The following is a 16,661-nucleotide window of genomic DNA, read 5'->3' on the forward strand; positions in this document are numbered from 1 at the left end:
ATAATACCGGATTATAATCATAAGAAAAGGCTTGCAGATTGTGTTCTGCAAGCCTTTTCCATTAAATATCCAGTCCCATTATATAATCATTCATATAATAACCGTTACCAATTGGAAAATCCCCTTCCCGCAGTTTCCTCATTCCCATATGCTCATAAAACTGCAATGCCTTATTGTTACGATTCACATTCAACTCCATCAGGCAAGGTTCCGGATGCACTTCCTTTATATACTTGACCGCTTCTCTAAACAGGAAACTACCACAGTGCGTTCCCTGAAAGCGGGGTAGGACATAAATCTTCTGAAGATGAAAAACGTCTTTTTCCTGTTGCTGCACAGAAACATATCCGCATAGTTCACCGTCTTTGTGAGCGATGAAATAGACATGCCCTTCTTCTTCCATCTGCTTGAGAATATTTCGGGGGGCATACATCCAGTCCATCATATAATCCAGTTGTTCGGGAGATAAAATCTCATTGTAAGTGACGGGAAACACTTCCTTTGCCATCTTATTGATAAGTTCGCAATCGTCGGCCGTTGCTCTTCGAATAGTAAACATACGTATTTTCTTTTTTGTGGTTTAACGGGCACAAATATAGACATTATTTCTTTTTATAATAAGGTGTAAGCTCTCTAATGTTTTAATTATTATTAATTTATAGTACTTTGCAATGCAAGGTACTAAAGTAATGCATATATTTGTGCCATACAAAAGAAGAGAATAATGAAAGTAGACAATGTAAAATCCCAGATGAGAAAAGGCATGCTTGAATATTGCATCATGCTTTTGCTGCATAAGGAGCCTGCTTATGCTTCAGACATCATTCAGAAACTGAAAGAGGCCCAACTAATTGTGGTAGAGGGTACTTTATACCCTTTGCTGACACGTTTGAAGAATGATGATTTGTTGAGCTATGAATGGGTGGAATCCACGCAGGGGCCACCCCGCAAATATTACAAACTCACAGAGAGAGGAGAAGCCTTCCTGGGAGAACTTGAAATCTCCTGGAAAGAATTGAACGAAACAGTGAACCATATTGCCAATAGATAATCCGAAAAGAAAAAATTAAAATGAAAAAGACTTTGACCATCAATTTAGGAGGAACTGTCTATCATATAGATGATGATGCCTACCGTCTGTTAGATAATTACCTGTCTAATCTGAAGCATTACTTTCGTAAACAGGAAGGTGCGGAAGAAATCGTAAACGATATTGAAATGCGTATTGCCGAACTGTTTGCCGAAAAAATAGCCGAAGGAAAACAAGTCATAACTGTATCGGATGTGGAAGAAATTATAGCGCGTGTAGGTAAACCGGAAGACTTCGGAATAACTGACGATGACACGGATTCACAGAAAAAGACGGAACAGTCAGCTTCCGGCAATCAGAGTTATGCACATACTGCCGCTCCGCGCCGTTGGTTTCGCGATCCGGACAATAAGTTACTGGGTGGTGTAGCATCAGGACTGGCGGCTTATTTTGATTGGGATATCACCCTGGTGCGTATCCTGATGATCATTCTGGTATTTGTCCCTTACTGTCCGATGATCATACTCTATATTATCGGATGGATTGTTATACCGGAAGCTCATACAGCGGCAGAAAAGCTGAGTATGCATGGAAAAGCGGTGACCATCGAAAATATTGGTAAAACGGTGACAGACGGCTTCGAACGGGTAGCGGACGGAGTCAATAACTATATGAATTCCGGAAAGCCCCGTACCTTTCTTCAGAAAGTAGGAGATGTGTTTGTTTCCATTGCTGCCGTCCTCTTTAAGATATTTCTGGTAGCTTTGGTGATTATCTGCTGCCCTGTATTGTTCGTATTGGCTGTCGTATTGGTAGCCCTGGTGTTCGCTGCTGTTGCGGTAGCGGTCAGTGGTGGGGCATTGCTTTACGAAATGCTGCCTGCCATCAATTGGATACCGGTTACTTCCGTATCTCCTATGATGACATTGCTTGGCACGATTGCCGGAGTCGCCCTGATTGGTATTCCATTGGGAGCTTTCCTTTATACTATTCTTCGCCAGTTATTCCATTGGTCACCGATGGGGACAGGCTTGAAATGGTCGTTGCTGATTCTATGGATATTGGGTGCAGTCATTATGGTAATTAACCTTTCAGCCCTCGGATGGCAACTGCCTTTATACGGCTTACACTGCTCTTAACTAACTCTTGTTCTATTAAAAAAGGATAATATTTATTCTTTTATAACTAAATGTACCCCGATAGTGTGTCCGGGGTACATTTTTTGTTTGTTCTTATTTATAGTAAATCGAGAATTTTTTATTAAGTTTGTAAAGACGTATTCAAGAAATAAAAATGGGTGAACATATATGTTTTAGGAGAAACGAACGTTTGGCTACCGTCAATCCTTATTGGAGAGGAAACCCGATGGTGCGCGGACGCTTTTTTAACAGACAGCATCGCTTCCGTCCGGGGATGGGAAGTGTACTGAAATGGCGTCTTTCGCCCAATCCACAACGAAAAGAAAAGAAGACGGTGAAGTGGAATCCGAAAGTCTGCTATCTTCGTTCTCTGGACGCAGTGGTAGGGGGCTCACTGGTATGGTTGGGACATAATTCCTTTTTTCTCCAATTGGCAGGCAAAAGAATCATGTTCGATCCGGTGTTCGGCAGCATCCCTTTTGTAAAGCGTCAGAGCGAATTTCCCGCCAATCCTGACATCTTTACAGGGATTGATTATCTGCTCGTCAGCCACGACCATTTCGACCATTTGGATAAACAAAGTATCGCTCGTCTCTTGAAGAACAATCCGCAAATGAAACTCTTCTGCGGACTGGGAACAGGAGAATTAATCCAGAATTGGTTTCCTGAAATGAAGATAATTGAAGCCGGCTGGTATCAGCAGATGGAAGACGAAGGACTCAAAATAACCTTCCTTCCGGCACAGCATTGGAGCAAACGTTCCGTGCGTGACGGCGGACAACGATTGTGGGGAGCCTTTATGCTGCAAGGCGATGGCATCTCACTCTATTATAGCGGTGACACAGGATATTCCAGTCACTTCCGTGAAATCCCGGACTTGTTCGGTTCACCGGATTATGCTTTGCTGGGAATCGGTGCATACAAGCCCCGTTGGTTTATGCGTCCCAATCATATCTCGCCTTACGAATCCCTGACCGCTGCCGAAGAAATGCGCGCCGGGCTTACTATTCCGATGCATTATGGTACGTTCGACTTGTCTGACGAACCTTTGCACGATCCCCCGAAAGTCTTTGCGGCAGAAGCAAAGAAAAGAAAGATTCCGGTAGAGATTCCATATCTGGGAGAAATTGTAAAACTGAATAAGAAGAAATAACTATAAACGAACGAATAAAGAGATGAAGAAGTTAGAAGTTAAAGACCTGAAAGAGAATTTTTTCGAAACAATCGGAAAAGAATGGATGCTGGTCACAGCCGGCACAAAAGAGAAGTTCAATACAATGACAGCAAGTTGGGGTGGCATCGGCTGGTTGTGGAATAAGCCCGTAGCCTTTGTTTTTGTTCGCCCCGAACGCTATACATATGAATTTATAGAGAAAAGCGACTATTTGACGTTGTCCTTCTTAGGAGAAGAAAATAAGAAAATTCATGCAGTCTGTGGCTCCAAGTCGGGACGGAATATAGATAAAGTGAAAGAAACCGGATTGAAACCTGTATTTACAGAAGAGGGAAATGTATTGTTCGAGCAAGCCCGTCTGAGTCTGGAATGTAAGAAACTCTATGCCGACGGTATCAAACCGGAATGTTTCTTGGATAAAGAATCAGTAGAAAAGTGGTACGGTGGCGCCCACGGCGGTTTCCATAAAATGTATATTGTAGAAATTAAAAATATATATTCGGAATAAATTTAGCGGATTTTTTATGAATGTAACGGAGAAGGCTCTGAACTCAAGAGATTGAGAACAGAGCCTTCTTTTATTTTGCTATGTTTTTATACTACTATGATTAGTATCTTAAAAACTTATTTGGATGGAGCTTTCTTTACCCATGTGTCCAACCATTCAAAGAAAGTACGTTGCCACAATACCCCGTTTTGAGGTTTCAGTACCCAGTGGTTTTCATCCGGATAAATCAGCAGCTCGGCAGGGACACCACGCATCACGGCAGCATCGAAAGCAGCCATTGCCTGATTAGCCAGGATACGATAGTCTTTTTCTCCATGGATACAGAGAATCGGAGTATCCCATTTTTCTACGAAGAGGTGAGGGGAGTTAGCGAAAGTACGCTGTGCCACCGGATTTTGTTTTTCCCAGTAAGCGCCGCCCATATCCCAGTTGGCAAACCATTTCTCTTCAGTTTCCAAATATTGCATTTCCATATTAAAGATACCGTCATGGGCAATAAATGCCTTGAAGCGCTTGTCATGATGTCCGGCCAACCAATATACAGAGAATCCTCCGAAGCTGGCACCCACACATCCCAAACGGTCCTTATCCACATACGGTTCTTTAGCCATCTCGTCAATAGCCGTGAAGTAATCCTTCATACACTGGCCGCCGTAATCACCGCTAATCTGTTCATTCCATTCCACACCGAATCCCGGCAGACCGCGACGGTTCGGAGCAACGATGATATAATCATTAGCTGCCATAATCTGGAAGTTCCAGCGATAAGACCAGAACTGACTTACCGGGCTTTGAGGGCCACCCTCGCAGAACAACAAAGTAGGATATTTCTTATTCGGATCGAATTGAGGCGGATAGATTACCCACGTCAACATCTCCTTACCATCTGTTGTCTTCATCCAGCGACCTTCCACTTTTCCCATCTCCAACTGGTCATAAATCTGCTTGTTTTCCTGTGTCAGTTGAGTGGTTGTTCCGTCCAGTGCCACTGTATAAATCTCATCACCCATACTCATGGAATGACGTTTAGCAATCAGCTTGTCACCGAAAAGAGCCACACCTTCGTAGTCATACATTCCCGAAGTAATCGCCTTTACCGAATCATTCGCCAAATCAAGCGCATAAATCTGCGATTCTCCATGCCATACACCTGTGAAATAGATTGTCTTGGCATCTGCACCCCAAACAAAAGCATCCACATTCGATTCGAACGCCTTGCTGACAAAACGCTTTTCACCCGTTTCCAGGTTCATGATAAACAGACGGTTCAAATCAGCCTCGTAACCGTCACGCTCCATGCTCTGCCAAGCAATATACTTGCCGTCCGGTGAATATTGTGGATTGGTATCATATCCTTTATTCTCTTCGGTGATATTCTCCGTCTTCTTCGTATTCAGATCATAGATATAAATATCCGAATTGGTAGAAATCGCATACGCCAGTCCGGTCTTCTTGCGGCAAGTATAAGCTACTTTGTCCGAAGTCGTGTTCCAGGCAAGTTGCTCGATGCCACCCCAAGGCTTCATCGGACTTTCATACGGCTCACCGTCCAGAATATCCACGACATTGGAAATACCGTTACCGTCAAAATCAGCAACGAAAGGATGCGGAGCAGTCGTCACCCATTCATCCCAGTGCTTGTACATCAAATCAGTGATGATAACCCCCGAAGCTTTCGGCAGATCCGGATATTTATCGGCTGTACTTTCTTTCGTCTTGACTTGTGAGATAAACAAGAGTTTCTTGCCATCCGGCGAGACAGAATATCCTTCGATGTCACCGTCGTAGTTGGTCAACTGCTTGCGTCCACTACCATCAGGATTCATCTCATAAAGCTGGCTGCTTCCGTTGTCATTGCTTAGAAAAGCGAGCTTGGTACCTCCTTTAATCCATGTCACCTCATTCTCCTGATAGGGGGTACGGGTGATTTGCTGATTGTCGCTTCCGTCTGCGTTCATCACGAAGACTTCGCGGTTACTCTTGTTTTCCGGTACACTGTAATATGCCACCGTATACGCAATTTTCTTTCCGTCGGGCGATACCGCGAATCCGCCGATACGTCCCATGGCCCAAAGTGCTTCGGGAGTCATGCGCTTCCCTTCAATCTTAATATCCGATTTCTCGATAAGCACCTGGTCCGTCTTGCCTGCGTCTTTGGTTCCACCGCAGGCTGCTAACAACATTGCTGCCGACATCATAAATAAATTAGCTTGTCTCATATATTTTATAAAATGTTTATTTTCTTGCGAAGATAGTGAAAAAAGGATTTAAATCTTCTTTTTCTGCCAGTTTCCTTTCTTCATATACTGATAACAGAAGATGAGGATAAAAATACCGTATATATGTTCCGTAGTCCAGCAGAAGGCAATATCAACTCGCAGATAATAGATAAAGTATGACGCGTAAGCCACATAGATAGCCAGTACACAAAGCTCCATAGCCAATGCGGTACGCGTGTTTCCCGTACCCGATACCGACTGGAAATAAACGTTGGCAGGTACTAACACCAGATAAGCCGAACACAATACCCAAAGCGAAGGCACAGATGCCGCCCTCAAATCCGGTATATCCGTATAGATACGCAGAATCAGATCCGGGAACAGACAGAAAAAGAGCAATATCGGCAGTACAAATACATACCCGATACGGATATGTTGCCGGATTGTTCCCCGTACACAATCCTGTTCACCTGCGCCAATCAGGTTACTGACCAGTGAGCCGCAAGTAGCGGCGAACGCCATCGCAACCATAAACGGAATCCCCGACACATTACGGATAATATTAGCGATTGCCAACGAACGTTCTCCCAAATGTTCCACGAACAGGAAGAACATGAACCACGTAGACAACGAAACGAAATTCTGAATCATCGTCCACACGGAAACATTGAGAATCCGTTTCAACGTATCCCCCTTGAACTTAGGCAGGATATTCAGCGCATACTTCTTGCAGTCGATCCGTTTCCATGTATAGATGATAAAGAAAATCACCGACACCATCTCCGCCAGTGAAGAACCGATGGCAGCACCGGCAATTCCCAGCTGTGGGAAACCGAATTTACCGAAGATCAGGATATAGTTGAATACCACATTCGAGAGTACCATCACGATGGAGTTCAACGTCAGTGTCTTGGTTTGCGTCGTACCTACGAAGAAAGCGCGGAACATCACCATGACAAAAGAGAAGAAGAATCCATATACACGCCAATGAATATAACTCTCGGCAGCTTCATAAATATGAGGTGACGAAATAATATTCTTCAATATATGCGGTGAAAATACAATAGAAAGCGTGAATAAAATCGCGGCAACTACCAATAAGAAGTAAACACCCTGATAGAAAATCGGTCCGATTTCCTTGTAGTTTCCTTCCCCGTTGCGGCGGGCAATCAATATCTGCGCACCGATACTGAAACCGAATGCCATCATAAAAATAGCCAGATAATATACACCGGCAATAGCGGACGCGCCCAACTCGATTTCACCGACACGTCCCAAAAAAGCCGTGTCCGTCATACCAATCATTTGCTCCATAATCAGACTGATTAGGATAGGGTAGGTGATTGTCCAGATTTGTTTATACGTATATTTAGTTTTCATCATGTCTTGTTTTTTTAGAGAAAGAAAGCCGGGCAACCAAAATAGGATGTCCGGCTTTCGTAGAATATAATAGGATTTTATACCTTATTTCTTATTCTGTCTTTGCTGCTGCATTTGCTCCTGTTGCTTTTGCATTGCTTCCAGGCGTGCAGCAAATCCGGTCTTTTTCGCTTGTTTCGGGTCTTTCTTTTTCGCTTCAAGGATAGACAACAATTTTGTTTCGTTAGTCGTCTTACGAAGCAGAATCATAGTACCCACACTAATCAACGTCGACACGAAATAATAATAATTCAAACCTGACGGATAATCGTTCAAGACAAACAAGAACATAATCGGCATCAGATACATCATCCATTTCATGGCAGCCATTTGCGGTTGCGCGCCTGTATCCTGCATAGACATTGTGTACTTCGTGTTCAGTACATTGGTCACCGTCATCAGCAAGCAGAACAAGCTAAGGTGATTGCCCAGGAACGGAATATTGAATGGGAATGTAATGAACGCATCATAAGTGGAAAGGTCATCCGCCCACAAGAAACTCTGCTGGCGCAACTCGATAGCACTCGGTACAAACATAAACAAAGCCATCAAAATAGGGAACTGCAATAACATCGGCAGACAGCCACCCATCGGACTTACTCCGTATTGGCTGTAAAGGCCCATCACCTCCTGCTGTTTCTTCATTGCATCTTCCTGCTTCGGATACTTCTTGTTGATTTCGTCGATTTTCGGTTTCAATACACGCATCTTGGCAGACGACATATACGTTTTCCAGGTAGCCGGATAAACCACGACTTTCACTATGATAGTCAGAATTAACAGCACAATACCCATGCTCAAGCCCCAACCTGACAACCAGTCGAATACGTTGATCGTGATAAATTGGTTGATCCAGCGAATCAACGGCCAGCCCAGATATACCAGTCTGTGAAGTTCCCATTTCTCGGTACGACCTTTATCCAGCGCTTTCAGCGTCTTGAAGTGGTTCGGACCAAAATAGAAATACATCTCAGTCGGCTCTTTGCCTGTCGGGTCGAAGAATGTGTTCATTTCAGCAGAGTAATCCTTGATATATCCGCTTCCCTGCTGTTCCATTCTCGATTTTACAGAAACCTTTTCGAAGTCCTGTTCGGCGATGAATACAGAAGAGAAGAACTGGTTCTTGAAAGCCACCCAGTCAATGCGGTTTTCCAACTTCTTGTCATCATCTTTGGCAGCTGACAAATTATCTACACTTTCTCCCGTAACCTTATAAGTCAGTTCAGACAAACGATTTTCATAAGTGAATCCTTTTTCCAGTTGGCGGGCACGTTGTGACCAGTCAATGTCCACATACTTGGTGCTTGCCAGTTTGTCTGCCATACCTGTAGCCTTGATTTCAAAGTTCATCAGGTAGCTGTCCGGTTTCAGTGTATAGATGAAGTCGATATAGCTTTCGCTGTTCGCAGCCAGACGCATGGTAACACTGCTATCCGTCTTGTTCACTGCTTCAAAGAAACAATCCTTTGTCTGAATAGCCCCTTCCTTGTTGTAGAAGTTGAAGTTCATCGAAGCATCATCACCGTCGAACAGCATGACCGGAGTCTTCTTATCCTGTGCCATGTAATCCTTCAGCATAGCTGAATATACACGTCCGCCCTTCGTCGTGAAAGTGATTTCCGCTACATTATTCTGAATGCTGATTTTAGAGTCTGTTCCATGCATGGCATTGAAAAACAGGGCGGAAGAATCGGCTACTGATGCAGCTACTTCTTTATTACTGTTAGCCAGTGCAGCTTCCGTTTTCGCCTTCAGCGCTTCCTCTTGCTGCTGTACCACGGCAATAGAATCGTAGTATTTCTTTTGTGCAGCTATCTGCTCCTCGCTGGGACGGCTCAGAAAACTGAATCCTACCAATAATATACCTATTAAAACGAGACCTGTGATGGTGTTTTTATCCATTCTTATTTTAATTACAAATTACTAATTTACTTTTCGTTTTCGATAGCAGCTTTCACAAACGCTACGAACAACGGGTGCGGGTTCAATACCGTACTACCGTATTCCGGATGGAACTGTGTACCAACGAACCACTTTAATGCCGGGATTTCTACAATTTCCACCAAATCCGACTCAGGGTTGATACCTACACATTTCATGCCGGCAGCTTCGTACTGTACTTTATAGTCATTGTTGAACTCATAGCGGTGACGGTGACGTTCCTGAATGTGTTCCTGTCCGTAAGCCTGATAGGTCTTGGAGTCTTTATTCAATACACATTCGTAAGCGCCCAAACGCATCGTTCCACCCATATTGGTGATTGCTTTCTGTTCTTCCATGATGTCGATCACGTTGTGCGGAGTCTTTTCATCCATCTCGCGTGAGTTGGCATCGGCAAAACCCAGTACGTTGCGTGCAAATTCGATAGCGATACATTGCATACCCAGACAAATACCGAAAGTCGGAATATCATGTGTACGCGTATATTTGATAGCCACAAACTTACCGTCAATACCACGTTGGCCGAATCCCGGGCCAATCATAACACCAGCCATGCCTTTCAACGCTTCACCTACATTCTCGTCTGTCAGCTTTTCACTGTTTACGAAATGCACTTCCACCTTGCGGTCATTGTAAGTACCGGCCTGTGACAAAGCTTCACGGATAGATTTATAAGCATCCTGCAAATCATATTTCCCGACTAAAGCGATATTAACCGGCTCTTTTGTCTCTGCAGCGTGACGGCGTTCCAGGAATTTGCGCCATGGGCCTAGTCCCGGAGTTTCTCCTACCGGCAGTCCCATCTTTTCAAGAATGGTGCTGTCCAGTCCTTGTGCTTGCATCAGGATAGGTACTTCGTAGATTGTTTCTGCGTCGATAGACTGTACTACGGCCTTATCGTCCACATTACAGAACTGTGCCACCTTTTTGCGCAATCCGTCGCTTAGCGGATGTTCGGCACGGAGTACCAGTACATCCGGCTGAATACCTACACTCTGAAGTTCCTTCACCGAATGTTGTGTCGGTTTCGTTTTCAGTTCTCCGGCAGCAGCAAGATAAGGAACATAAGTCAAGTGCACGCAAAGAGCATTCTTGCCAAGTTCCCATTTTAACTGACGGATACTTTCGAGGTAGGGGAGTGACTCGATGTCGCCGACCGTACCACCGATTTCAGTGATTACAAAATCGAATTTGTACTTGTTGCCGAGTAGTTTCACATTCCGTTTGATTTCATCCGTGATATGAGGAATCACCTGGATTGTCTTACCCAGATAATCTCCACGGCGCTCCTTATCGATAACGCTCTTGTAGATACGTCCCGTAGTGATGTTGTTCGCCTTTGTCGTTTGAATGCCCAGGAAACGCTCATAGTGTCCCAGGTCGAGGTCGGCTTCGTGTCCGTCTACGGTAACATAGCACTCTCCGTGCTCATATGGATTCAATGTTCCCGGGTCGATGTTGATGTACGGGTCAAACTTCTGGATGGTTACATTATAACCTCTTGCTTGTAGCAACTTACCGATGGATGATGAGATGATACCTTTTCCTAATGAAGAGGCAACACCACCGGTGACGAAAATATACTTTGTTTCTCCCACAGCTATAACTGTTTTAAAAATTGTTTACTTAGTAGTATTCTTACGAACTTAAAAAGCGCAAAATTATAAAAAAAAGAGGAAGAATGCTGTCTTTCACCGCTACAAATTTATTAAAAAATGCAATTTTAAAAGATTCCTATGATTTCTAAACAAAATAATGTAGCTTTGCACCCTAAACCATAGACAAATATGATGAGAATTACTACTTTATGTTCAGCTTTTATCCTGTTCTTATTATCGTTATCGCTTTCTGCACAGGAACCTGTCGATAATTCTGCACTTCCGGTCGATTCAGTACAACCTGCCCCCGAAGTGGTCAAACCTGTCAAAACTACTAAGTCTTCAACCGTTGTGGCAAAAGCCAGAGTTGTGAAAGCGGATACGCTTTCTGCGGAGCTTCAGAAATATTTGATGCTCAGACTTAATATGTCGGGTCCGACACCCAAACTGGATACCGTTTCTTATTTATATAATAAGTATATCGCCCAGTTGGACTATCTGAATGACCTGTCCGTGCCCGTACGTTATATTCCGTCCGATCCCGACTACTTCCGCCTGTTTACCCCATTAGCATATTATTATGCTCCGATGGAACAATATTCAAAATTGGAATGGAAGCCTGCACAACCGGATACCACTCCGCAACTGACAGCGGAACTCCTTCCTTATGATACTTTGGCATTTACCAAAACCAAACGTGCCAACACATTGGTCAATAAGGCGCTGATGGATCTTTATCTGCAAAAACCGCAACTGGTAGTCACTACGGAAGACCGTATTATGAGCCGTGATGTTTTCCGTCGCGACGTGAAACCGAAAATTTCTCCGAAAGCTAGCGTTGTCCACTTGTTCCAACGGGAAAATATGGATGACAATGTAGGTAAGGCCGATATAAAGATTAGCCGTCCTAACTGGTGGGTAACCGGTGGTAACGGATCGCTGCAAATCAGCCAAAACCACCTTTCGGACAACTGGTACAAAGGAGGTGAGAGTAACTTCTCCGGTCTGGCAACTTTTCAGGTGTTTGCCAACTACAACGACAATGAAAAAGTCCTGTTCGAGAATCAACTTGAAGCCAAAGTGGGTATGACTTCCACTCCTTCGGACGAATACCATAAGTATCTGTTTAATACCGACCAATTTCGTCTATATAATAAATTAGGTCTAAGAGCCTTCAAGAACTGGTACTATACCATTTCTTCCGAATTTAAGACCCAGTTCTTCAACGGATACAAAGCAAATAGTGAAGACCTCGTTTCGGCATTCATGTCTCCGGCGGATTTGGCAGTCAGTATTGGTATGGACTACAAACTGTCCAAGAAGAAATTCAACCTCTCCGTATTTGTGGCACCATTGACCTATAACCTGCGTTATATCGGCAGCTCTGAAGTAGACGAAACCAAATTCGGTCTGGACAAAGGAAAATGCTCCAAGAATGACTTCGGTTCCCAATTGCAATCGACATTCAACTGGACCATTATCTCTGCCGTAACATTGGAATCCCGTCTCAACTACTTAACCAACTACCATTGGGCACGTGTAGAATGGGAAAATACCTTCAACTTTGTTCTGAACCGCTATCTTTCTACCAAGCTTTATCTACATACCCGTTTTGATGACAGCTCCAAACCAACTGAAGGCGATAGCTTCTTCCAGTTGAAAGAGTTGCTTAGCTTCGGTATTAATTATAAATGGTAAAAAAGGCAGGAATAACTTGAAAACAAAATAGGAGGCTGAATAACAATTAAAGTTATTCAGCCTCCTATTTTTATCCCCCATATTTGTAAACCATTAGTCATGTTCAAAGCCGATTTAACCACATATTTAGAATTGTGAGTAAAAAGAAAGTGTTTTTTCTTGTTTACTATTTATTATTTTATCTATATTTGCAACCAAATTCATTCCGTTGCCGAATAAGTGGCGGAGAAATGAAGGGTAAAAATACATGATCATTAACAAAAATGACGATCGAAAAGTTCTGCCAACAGATGTGATTGGCAGAAGCGTAGCACGCTCAAAACGTTGGTTAGTGGCTATTGTGCGCATCTGTCACGAGAAAAAGACGAGCGAACGTCTCACTAAAATGGGGATTGAAAACTTTCTACCAATTCAACAGGAAGTCCATCAATGGAGCGATCGCCGTAAAGTTGTTGACCGGGTATTACTTCCGATGATGATCTTCGTTCACGTTGATCTGAATGAACAAAAAGAAGTTTTGACATTATCTTCCATTAGCCGTTATATGGTACTACGTGGTGAAAGTACTCCGGCTATCATTCCTGACCAACAAATGTTGCGATTCAAATTTATGCTCGACTATTCGGATGAAACGATCAGTATGAGCACATCGCCATTGGCACCGGGAGAAAAGATAAAGGTGATCAAAGGGCCATTAGCAGGACTGGAAGGGGAGCTGGTAAATGTGAATGGAAAATCAAAGGTTGCTGTCCGCTTGACAATGTTAGGGTGTGCATGCGTAGATATACCGGCAGGATGTGTAGAGTCGGTATCAGGAAATGGGGAATTACACGATTAATCAACCAATTTATTTTATGGGGGTATGGGGATTTTACTACAAGAACGTAATGAAAGGCTGCAAAATCTAGCAGGCTGTCTATCTGACATCGGTGATAAAAAGCTAGGTATGTGCACCGATGACCTCTCTCGAGTGAATAAAAATCCATGAAAGTATTTATGAATTGTGTCTTTTGAAAGATGCAGTGTAGAAGTGTATGTAATTGATAAAGATCTCTTTGTACGGTTGAAATACCGACATTGACGTCTTGATCATATCCTTTGTGCTGATAATTGTCGATCAGATAAATCAATTTCGAAATATAATTTATTCGTTTATACTACAATGGAAAAAACATTGAAGGGCATAGTACAATATGTTCGTAAAAATTATTTTAGCTATTGGGCTATTTTAGGTATTGATACAGTAATATCTGTATTATGCTCATTGATAGCTTATGCTGTCATTCATTATATGGCACATGTTCCAATGAGCGATTGGATGCTTTGCCAATTTGTAGGCGTTTCTTTAGTGGCAAGTATTGCGGGAGCTCTATTATTTCATACCTATCGTAACACCATCCGCTTTTCCCAGGCACGTGAGCTTTGGCGCATCATGTGTGCTGTACTATTCAAAGTCGGATGTTTATTAGTAATTTCTTTTTTGATTATATCCGAATCCCAATTACAATACAATTATATAACAGCCTATCTCCTGCTTGACGGTTTGCTGACTTTGGCTGCTTTAACCGCTTTCCGTGTATCACTCATCATCGTTTATGACCTTCTGCTGGATTGGATGAATAAAAAGAATACCCGTATTCTTATCTATGGCATTGATGAGAAGAGTGTGGCCTTAAAACTCCGCCTCCGGGATAGTGCACATTATAAAGTTGTAGGCTTCTACATATATGGAAAAAATAATAGTAGACGTCGCTTGACAGATCTTCCCATTTATTATTTTGAAAATGAAGAAGATTTCAATAGCGTTATAAAAAAGCATAGTATCCAGGGAATTTTGTTTTCTCGTTATGAAGATACCCGCTTAGAAGAAAATCGTCTTTTAGAATACTGCAAAAGTAGTGCTGTCAAAACTCTGATTGCTCCTACTATCAATGAGGCTGATTCTGACGGAAACTTTCATCAATGGGTGCGTCCTATTAAAATTGAAGATTTATTGGGACGTGCTGAAATCAATATCAATCTTCGTCAGGTTGCTGAAGAATTCAGAGGTAAAGTCGTATTGGTAACTGGTGCAGCCGGTAGTATCGGTAGTGAACTTTGCCGTCAATTGGTACAGATGGGTATTCAAAAACTCATCATGTTTGATTCAGCTGAAACTCCTTTGCATAATGTCCGTCTCGAATTTGAGAAAAATTATCCTGCTATAGATTTTATTCCTGTGATTGGTGATGTGCGTGTGAAGGAACGGGTACGTATGGTATTTGATCTATATCATCCTCAGATTGTCTTTCACGCTGCCGCTTACAAGCATGTACCTTTGATGGAAGAAAATCCTTGCGAAGCTGTACTTGTCAATGTTACCGGTTCCCGTCAGGTAGCTGATATGGCAGTAGAATATGGTGCTGAGAAGATGATCATGGTTTCTACAGATAAAGCTGTGAATCCTACCAATGTGATGGGCTGTTCCAAACGTCTGGCCGAAATCTATGTACAGAGTTTAGGCTGTGCTATTCGTGAAGGAAAAGTGAAAGGTCACACCAAATTTATTACCACCCGTTTTGGTAATGTATTGGGTAGTAATGGTTCCGTTATACCTCGCTTTAAAGAACAGATTGAGAATGGCGGTCCTGTCACTGTTACTCATCCTGATATAATCCGTTTTTTCATGACTATTCCCGAAGCTTGTCGTTTGGTGATGGAAGCTGCTACAATGGGAGAGGGGAATGAGATTTTTGTCTTTGAGATGGGGAAAGCTGTGAAGATTGTTGATTTAGCTACTCGTATGATAGAGTTGGCTGGTTATCGTCCGGATGAGGACATAAAGATTGAATTCACAGGTTTACGTCCTGGTGAGAAACTTTATGAAGAGGTGTTGAGTGATAAGGAAAATACGATTCCGACCGGGAATAAGAAAATCATGATTGCAAAAGTGCGTCGGTATGAATATACTGATATTCTTGATACTTATGAGGAGTTTGAAGAACTGTCTCGTGCTGTAAAGATTATGGATACTGTGAAGCTAATGAAGGAAGTGGTACCTGAATTTAAGTCGAAGAACTCACCTAAGTTCGAGGTACTGGATAAAGAATAATAAACTTGGTAATTTTATGAATAAATCATTTTACATTAATATGAGTATACAAAGAATGGGTAGAAATATGATTGCCTGCTTGGTTGCGATATTTCTGTTCGCCTCCTGTCAGTCATACAAAAAAGTTCCTTATTTGCAGGATACAGAGGTTGTAGAACGAACAGTTCAACAGGAGAAGCTGTATGATGCTAAGATTATGCCGAAAGACTTGCTAACTATTGTGGTGTCGTGTACCAATCCAGAGTTGGCGGTTCCGTTTAATTTGACGGTGGCTAGTTCTGTTACTGGTAATGCACAAGGTGCTTCTCAATCTAACCTACAAGCCTATTTGGTCGATAATGAAGGAAAAATTAATTTTCCTGTTTTAGGTGAATTGAAAGTAAGCGGCTTAACAAAGAAACAGGCTGAACAATTAATTGTGGAAAACTTAAAACCTTATATCAAAGAGACTCCGATAGTTACTGTTCGTATGGTAAATTACAAAATCTCAGTAATCGGAGAAGTTGCCAGTCCCGGTACATTTACTATCAGTAATGAAAAAGTGAATATGTTTGAGGCCTTGGCTATGGCGGGTGACATGACTGTTTGGGGAATTCGTGATAATGTAAAATTGATTCGTGAAGGTATTGATGGCAGACAAGAGATTGTGACATTGGACCTGAATAAGGCGGATATAATTCTTTCCCCTTATTACTGGTTGCAGCAGAACGATATTGTCTATGTAACTCCTAATAAGGCGAAAGCACGTAACTCAGATATTGGTAACAGTACAGGTCTGTGGTTCTCCGCTACTTCTATTTTAGTGTCATTGGCAAGCTTATTAGTAACAATCTTAAGGTAATAG

At 42.6% G+C, this 16,661-nt stretch carries 13 protein-coding genes; 8 read left to right on the forward strand and 5 right to left on the reverse strand.

Annotation, left to right across the window (positions count from 1 at the left end; translation table 11 throughout):
• Positions 1-61 precede the first annotated feature (61 nt).
• Entirely contained in the window at positions 62-559 is a 498-nt protein-coding gene (locus HC965_RS07460) for a GNAT family N-acetyltransferase (protein WP_191030906.1), read from the reverse strand.
• 165 nt (positions 560-724) lie between these two features.
• Here HC965_RS07460 and HC965_RS07465 point away from each other — a divergent pair, with 165 nt between their 5' ends.
• The 4 genes from HC965_RS07465 to HC965_RS07480 all read left to right on the forward strand — a co-directional run bounded on the left by HC965_RS07465 (position 725) and on the right by HC965_RS07480 (position 3,851).
• A complete protein-coding gene (locus tag HC965_RS07465) occupies positions 725-1,051 on the forward strand; it encodes a PadR family transcriptional regulator (RefSeq protein ID WP_044653137.1) in 327 nt (108 codons plus the stop codon).
• A 20-nt stretch (positions 1,052-1,071) separates the two neighbouring features.
• Positions 1,072-2,169: a PspC domain-containing protein gene (locus tag HC965_RS07470; RefSeq protein WP_022139284.1), complete on the forward strand. Its 1,098-nt coding sequence runs from the start codon at positions 1,072-1,074 to the stop codon at positions 2,167-2,169.
• A gap of 154 nt (positions 2,170-2,323) precedes the next feature.
• On the forward strand, positions 2,324-3,322 hold the full coding sequence (locus HC965_RS07475; RefSeq protein ID WP_191030907.1) for an MBL fold metallo-hydrolase: 999 nt from the start codon (positions 2,324-2,326) through the stop codon (positions 3,320-3,322).
• 22 nt (positions 3,323-3,344) lie between these two features.
• Positions 3,345-3,851, forward strand: coding sequence for a flavin reductase family protein (locus tag HC965_RS07480; RefSeq protein ID WP_191030908.1), 507 nt, complete (start codon positions 3,345-3,347; stop codon positions 3,849-3,851).
• 116 nt (positions 3,852-3,967) lie between these two features.
• Here the strand turns inward: HC965_RS07480 and HC965_RS07485 are convergent, their stop codons facing one another.
• From HC965_RS07485 to HC965_RS07500, 4 genes are all read right to left on the reverse strand, one after another.
• A complete protein-coding gene (locus tag HC965_RS07485; RefSeq protein WP_191030909.1) occupies positions 3,968-6,070 on the reverse strand; it encodes a S9 family peptidase in 2,103 nt (700 codons plus the stop codon).
• A 48-nt stretch (positions 6,071-6,118) separates the two neighbouring features.
• Positions 6,119-7,450 carry a multidrug efflux MATE transporter BexA gene (gene bexA, locus HC965_RS07490; protein WP_191031397.1) on the reverse strand — a complete coding sequence of 444 codons (1,332 nt, stop codon included), beginning with the start codon at positions 7,448-7,450 and terminating at the stop codon, positions 6,119-6,121.
• A gap of 84 nt (positions 7,451-7,534) precedes the next feature.
• On the reverse strand, positions 7,535-9,391 hold the full coding sequence (gene yidC / locus HC965_RS07495; RefSeq protein ID WP_191030910.1) for a membrane protein insertase YidC: 1,857 nt from the start codon (positions 9,389-9,391) through the stop codon (positions 7,535-7,537).
• A 26-nt stretch (positions 9,392-9,417) separates the two neighbouring features.
• The gene (locus tag HC965_RS07500; protein ID WP_191030911.1) at positions 9,418-11,028 is read right to left on the reverse strand and encodes a CTP synthase; all 1,611 of its coding nucleotides are present in this window, start codon (positions 11,026-11,028) and stop codon (positions 9,418-9,420) included.
• Positions 11,029-11,217: 189 nt separating this feature from the next.
• Here HC965_RS07500 and HC965_RS07505 point away from each other — a divergent pair, with 189 nt between their 5' ends.
• From HC965_RS07505 to HC965_RS07520, 4 genes are all read left to right on the forward strand, one after another.
• The gene (locus HC965_RS07505; protein ID WP_191030912.1) at positions 11,218-12,726 is read left to right on the forward strand and encodes a DUF3078 domain-containing protein; all 1,509 of its coding nucleotides are present in this window, start codon (positions 11,218-11,220) and stop codon (positions 12,724-12,726) included.
• 247 nt (positions 12,727-12,973) lie between these two features.
• Positions 12,974-13,564, forward strand: coding sequence for a UpxY family transcription antiterminator (locus tag HC965_RS07510; protein WP_191030913.1), 591 nt, complete (start codon positions 12,974-12,976; stop codon positions 13,562-13,564).
• Positions 13,565-13,888: 324 nt separating this feature from the next.
• Complete coding sequence (locus HC965_RS07515) at positions 13,889-15,817, forward strand: nucleoside-diphosphate sugar epimerase/dehydratase (protein ID WP_191030914.1); 1,929 nt, start codon at positions 13,889-13,891, stop codon at positions 15,815-15,817.
• A gap of 16 nt (positions 15,818-15,833) precedes the next feature.
• Positions 15,834-16,658 (forward strand): polysaccharide biosynthesis/export family protein, encoded by an 825-nt coding sequence (locus HC965_RS07520; RefSeq protein ID WP_191030915.1) that lies wholly within the window; start codon positions 15,834-15,836, stop codon positions 16,656-16,658.
• The last annotated feature ends 3 nt before the right edge of the window (positions 16,659-16,661 follow it).

It is taken from the genome of Bacteroides sp. GM023 (assembly GCF_014750685.1).
GTDB lineage: Bacteria > Bacteroidota > Bacteroidia > Bacteroidales > Bacteroidaceae > Bacteroides.

Excerpts from the sequence above, each read along its gene's own strand:
- HC965_RS07460 (WP_191030906.1), bottom strand. The coding sequence starts at position 559 with ATGTTTACTATTCGAAGAGCAACGGCCGACGATTGCGAACTTATCAAT.
- HC965_RS07465 (WP_044653137.1), top strand. The coding sequence starts at position 725 with ATGAAAGTAGACAATGTAAAATCCCAGATGAGAAAAGGCATGCTTGAA.
- HC965_RS07470 (WP_022139284.1), top strand. The coding sequence starts at position 1,072 with ATGAAAAAGACTTTGACCATCAATTTAGGAGGAACTGTCTATCATATA.
- HC965_RS07475 (WP_191030907.1), top strand. The coding sequence starts at position 2,324 with ATGGGTGAACATATATGTTTTAGGAGAAACGAACGTTTGGCTACCGTC.
- HC965_RS07480 (WP_191030908.1), top strand. The coding sequence starts at position 3,345 with ATGAAGAAGTTAGAAGTTAAAGACCTGAAAGAGAATTTTTTCGAAACA.
- HC965_RS07485 (WP_191030909.1), bottom strand. The coding sequence starts at position 6,070 with ATGAGACAAGCTAATTTATTTATGATGTCGGCAGCAATGTTGTTAGCA.
- bexA (WP_191031397.1), bottom strand. The coding sequence starts at position 7,450 with ATGAAAACTAAATATACGTATAAACAAATCTGGACAATCACCTACCCT.
- yidC (WP_191030910.1), bottom strand. The coding sequence starts at position 9,391 with ATGGATAAAAACACCATCACAGGTCTCGTTTTAATAGGTATATTATTG.
- HC965_RS07505 (WP_191030912.1), top strand. The coding sequence starts at position 11,218 with ATGATGAGAATTACTACTTTATGTTCAGCTTTTATCCTGTTCTTATTA.
- HC965_RS07510 (WP_191030913.1), top strand. The coding sequence starts at position 12,974 with ATGATCATTAACAAAAATGACGATCGAAAAGTTCTGCCAACAGATGTG.
- HC965_RS07515 (WP_191030914.1), top strand. The coding sequence starts at position 13,889 with ATGGAAAAAACATTGAAGGGCATAGTACAATATGTTCGTAAAAATTAT.
- HC965_RS07520 (WP_191030915.1), top strand. The coding sequence starts at position 15,834 with ATGAATAAATCATTTTACATTAATATGAGTATACAAAGAATGGGTAGA.